Source organism: Brevundimonas sp. EAKA (genome assembly GCF_000698025.1).
GTDB lineage: Bacteria > Pseudomonadota > Alphaproteobacteria > Caulobacterales > Caulobacteraceae > Brevundimonas > Brevundimonas mediterranea_A.
In genome coordinates this window covers 1-4,362 of the sequence record NZ_JMQR01000187.1, presented here as the reverse complement: position 1 = coordinate 4,362, position 4,362 = coordinate 1, and the positions used below count along the sequence as shown (strand labels likewise).

At 65.4% G+C, this 4,362-nt stretch carries 4 protein-coding genes; 3 read left to right on the top strand and 1 reads right to left on the bottom strand.

The window, feature by feature from the left end; translation table 11 throughout:
- Positions 1–201: 201 nt before the first annotated feature.
- Positions 202–1,422, top strand: a complete 1,221-nt coding sequence (gene zigA / locus ER13_RS16345; RefSeq protein WP_008259191.1) for a zinc metallochaperone GTPase ZigA — start codon at positions 202–204, stop codon at positions 1,420–1,422.
- 46 nt (positions 1,423–1,468) lie between these two features.
- Here the strand turns inward: zigA and ER13_RS16340 are convergent, their stop codons facing one another.
- On the bottom strand, positions 1,469–1,903 hold the full coding sequence (locus ER13_RS16340) for a hypothetical protein (protein ID WP_008261117.1): 435 nt from the start codon (positions 1,901–1,903) through the stop codon (positions 1,469–1,471).
- Between the two features lie 304 nt (positions 1,904–2,207).
- Here ER13_RS16340 and groES point away from each other — a divergent pair, with 304 nt between their 5' ends.
- Positions 2,208–2,495, top strand: coding sequence for a co-chaperone GroES (groES, locus tag ER13_RS16335; protein ID WP_008259448.1), 288 nt, complete (start codon positions 2,208–2,210; stop codon positions 2,493–2,495).
- A 134-nt stretch (positions 2,496–2,629) separates the two neighbouring features.
- Positions 2,630–4,273 carry a chaperonin GroEL gene (gene groL, locus ER13_RS16330; protein ID WP_035310987.1) on the top strand — a complete coding sequence of 548 codons (1,644 nt, stop codon included), beginning with the start codon at positions 2,630–2,632 and terminating at the stop codon, positions 4,271–4,273.
- Positions 4,274–4,362: the final 89 nt, after the last annotated feature.

The window sequence follows — 4,362 nt, the reverse complement described above, 5'->3', positions numbered from 1 at the left end:
CGGCATGGGGCTGGGCCTAGACCAGATCGCCATCCGCACCTGCGGCTCGAACAGGGTGGTGAAGACTGTGGGCGCAAGCCCCTGGACGACAGCGCCGACCGCCATGGAAAACCTTGCTGACTACGTGTGTTATACTATAACGTAACTCTCATAGTCGCCCGGCTGTGGTCAAGCTCGGCGTAGCAGCCGTGGAGCGCCTTCGTGTCCGAGTTCAAGAAATTGCCCGTCACCGTCCTGTCCGGCTTCCTGGGGGCCGGCAAGACGACCCTGCTCAACCACATCCTGTCGAACCGCGACGGGCTGCGGGTCGCGGTGATCGTCAATGACATGAGCGAGGTGAACATCGACGCCGCCCTGGTGCGCGACGGCGGCGGCGCGGACCTGTCGCGGACCGAGGAACGGCTGGTGGAGATGTCCAACGGCTGTATCTGCTGCACCCTGCGCGAGGATCTGCTGATCGAGGTCGGCAAGCTGGCGCGCGAGGGTCGGTTCGATTGTCTGCTGATCGAATCCACCGGAATTTCCGAACCCATGCCGGTCGCCGCCACCTTCGACTTCCGCGACGAGGACGGCTTCAGCCTGTCGGACCTGGCCCGGATCGACACCATGGTCACGGTGGTCGACGCCTTCAACTTCCACCGCGACTATCCCTCGACCGACCGACTGAAGACCCGTGGCGAACATCTGGGCGAGGACGACGAGCGCACGGTCGCCAATCTGCTGATCGACCAGATCGAGTTCGCCGACGTCATCGTGCTGAACAAGTGCGATCTGCTCGACGCGGTCCAACTCGGGACGCTGAAGGCGATGATGACCCAGTTCAATCCCCGCGCCCGGATCCTTGAGGCGGTGCGGGGCGCCGTGCCTCTGGATCAGGTGATCGGCACGGGCCTGTTCGACATGGAGCAGGCGGAACAGGCCGCCGGCTGGTCCCAGGCCCTGCGCGGCGAGGTGACGCCCGAGACCGAGGAATACGGCGTCTCCACCTTCGTCTATCGGGCGCGCAGACCGTTCCACCCCCGGCGCTTCCACGACCTGCTGAACCGCGAATGGCCCGGCGTCTGGCGCTCCAAGGGCTTCTTCTGGCTGGCCAGCCGGATGGATTATGTCGGGTCCTGGAGCCAGGCCGGGGCGGTGACGGAACACGAATGGGGCGGCCTGTGGTGGGCCTCGGCCCCGCGCGATCGCTGGCCCGACGACAATCCCGAATGGCTGAAGGCGATCGAGGCGGTCTGGCGTCAGCCCTATGGCGACCGCCGTCAGGAGATCGTCCTGATCGGCAAGGACATGAACCGCGACCTGCTGACCTCGATGTTCGACGCCGCCCTGCTGACCCGGTTCGAGATGGAGCGCGGGCCCAAGGGCTGGTCCAGGCTGGAGGATCCCTTCCCGCACTGGGGCGCGCGCCAGGACGCGGCTTAACAAAAAGGGCGCCCCGCAGGACGCCCTTCTTCATCGGATCCGTCGCCTACCAGCGGCGGTCGTAGCGGTAGTCGCGACGGTCATCCCGGCGGTCATAACGCTGGTCCCGACGATAGTCGCGATAGTCGCGGCGCTGCTCCCAGCGCGGATCCCGGCTGTTGATGCCGTGTTCCCGCTCCCAGTGGCCCTGGTTCCGGTAGCACTGGCCGCCGCGATAATATTCGCAGCCCGAACCCCGGTTCGAGGAGGAGGCCACGGCGCCGATGGCCGCGCCGCCCAGGGCGCCGCCGGCGATATAACGACCGTCGCCGTTGCCGTAGATGGCGCCGGCCAGGCCCCCGACGGCCGCGCCGATCAGGGCGTTGCGGGCGGTGTCGTCGCGGTCGCGGTCACGGGATTGCGCCGAGGCCGGGGCGGCCATCAGGCCCATGGCGACGACAGGAGCGGCGACGGCGGCGGTGATCTTCAACATCTTGGACATGGTCGTCTCCTTTTATTTTTCGGGCCGGGTCCGCGTTTCCGAGGAAGGAAATGCATCCAGCGTCGAGACGGTTCTGCCAGCCCCCGCTTGAACGTCCTCGGAGCCCGCCATTCATTTTCGGTTCACTTGTCGCGGAAGTTTCGCAGACCCCCCCGGCCGCCCCGCTTGACGCTGGCCCCTGCTCTGACTAACTCCCGATCGCGTTAGCACTCTCACCGGTCGGCTGCCAAAACGGTGATCGAAGAGAGGCTGACCCACCGTTTTCAAGTCGCCCCCGTCCGGGGGGTACATAAGGAGAGAACCGATGGCGTTTCGTCCGCTCGGCGACCGCGTGCTGGTCAAGCGCGTTGAAGAAGAATCCAAGACCAAGGGCGGGATCATCATCCCCGACACCGCCAAGGAAAAGCCGCAGGAAGGCGAAGTCGTCTCCGTCGGCCCCGGCGTTCGTGACGAATCCGGCAAGGTCAACGCCCTGGAACTGAAGGCCGGCGACCGCATCCTGTTCGGCAAGTGGTCGGGCACGGAAGTGAAGATCGACGGCGACGACCTGATCATCATGAAAGAGTCGGACGTCCTCGGCGTCCTGAGCTGACGCTCAGAACGCCAGTGGCGAGTGACGGGTGGCGAGTGACGAGAGGAGCCGATACCGGCTCATTGTCCCGCGACTCTGCACTTCACTCGCCACTCGCCACTCGTCACTAACCACTCATTCAAGGAGCTGCCCGCATGGCCGCTAAAATCGTACAGTTCAACACCGACGCGCGCGACAAGATGCTGCGCGGCGTCAACGTGCTCGCCAACGCCGTCAAGGTGACGCTCGGTCCCAAGGGCCGCAACGTCGTGATCCAGAAGTCCTTCGGCGCCCCGCGCTCGACCAAGGACGGCGTGTCGGTCGCCAAAGAGATCGAGCTGGAAGACGCCTTCGAGAACATGGGCGCCCAGATGATCCGCGAAGTCGCTTCGAAGACGAACGACAAGGCGGGCGACGGCACCACCACCGCAACCGTCCTGGCGCAATCGATCGTGCAGGAAGGCCTCAAGGCCGTCGCCGCCGGCATGAACCCGATGGATCTGAAGCGCGGCATCGACAAGGCCGTCACCGCCGTCCTCGCCGACATCAAGGCCTCGGCCAAGAAGGTCGAGAACAACTCCGAGATCGCCCAGGTCGGCACCATCTCGGCCAACGGCGACGCTGAAGTCGGCGAAATGATCGCCAAGGCCATGGCCAAGGTCGGCAACGAAGGCGTCATCACGGTTGAAGAAGCCAAGACCGCCGAGACCGAGCTGGACGTCGTCGAAGGCATGCAGTTCGACCGCGGCTACCTGTCGCCCTACTTCATCACCAACGCCGACAAGATGGAGGTTCAACTCGAAGAGCCCCTGATCCTGCTGTTCGAGAAGAAGCTGTCGTCGCTGCAGGCCATGCTGCCGATCCTGGAAGCCGTCGTGCAATCGGGCCGTCCGCTGGTGATCATCGCCGAGGACATCGAAGGCGAGGCCCTGGCCACCCTGGTGGTCAACAAGCTGCGGGGCGGCCTGCGCGTCGCCGCCGTCAAGGCTCCGGGCTTCGGCGATCGCCGCAAGGCCATGCTGGAAGACATCGCCATCCTGACCGGCGGCCAGGTCATCTCGGAGAACCTGGGCGTCAAGCTTGAGAACGTCACGATCGACATGCTCGGCAAGGCCAAGAAGGTCACGATCACCAAGGACGACACCACCATCGTGGACGGCGTCGGCGGCAAGGAAGAGATCGAGGCCCGCATCGGCCAGATCAAGCGCCAGATCGAGGACACCACCTCGGACTACGACAAGGAAAAGCTGCAGGAACGTCTGGCCAAGCTGGCCGGCGGCGTCGCCGTCATCCGCGTCGGCGGCTCGACCGAAGTCGAAGTGAAGGAAAAGAAGGACCGCGTCGACGACGCCCTGAACGCCACGCGTGCAGCCGTTGAAGAAGGCATCGTCCCGGGCGGCGGCATCGCCCTGCTGAAGGCGACCAAGGCGCTTGACGGCCTGACCGGCGACAACGCCGACCAGACCGCCGGCATCGCCATCATCCGTCGCGCCATCCAGGCCCCGATCCGTCAGATCGTGGAAAACGCCGGCGTCGAAGGCTCGATCGTCGTGGGCAAGGTGCTGGAAAACAGCTCCGCCACCTACGGCTTCAACGCCCAGACGGAAGAGTACGGCGACCTGGTCGCCATGGGCGTGATCGACCCGGCCAAGGTGGTTCGCACCGCCCTGACCGACGCCGCCTCGGTGGCCTCGATCCTGATCACGACCGAAGCCGCCGTCGCCGACGCCCCCAAGAAGGGCGGCTCCTCGGCCCCCGACATGGGTGGAATGGGCGGCATGGGCGGCATGGACTTCTAAGTCCAAGCCAACCCGGCTGAGAATGCAAAAGGGCGGGACCGCAGGGTCCCGCCCTTTTTGTTTGCGACGGCGAGGGGTGACGCGCCCCC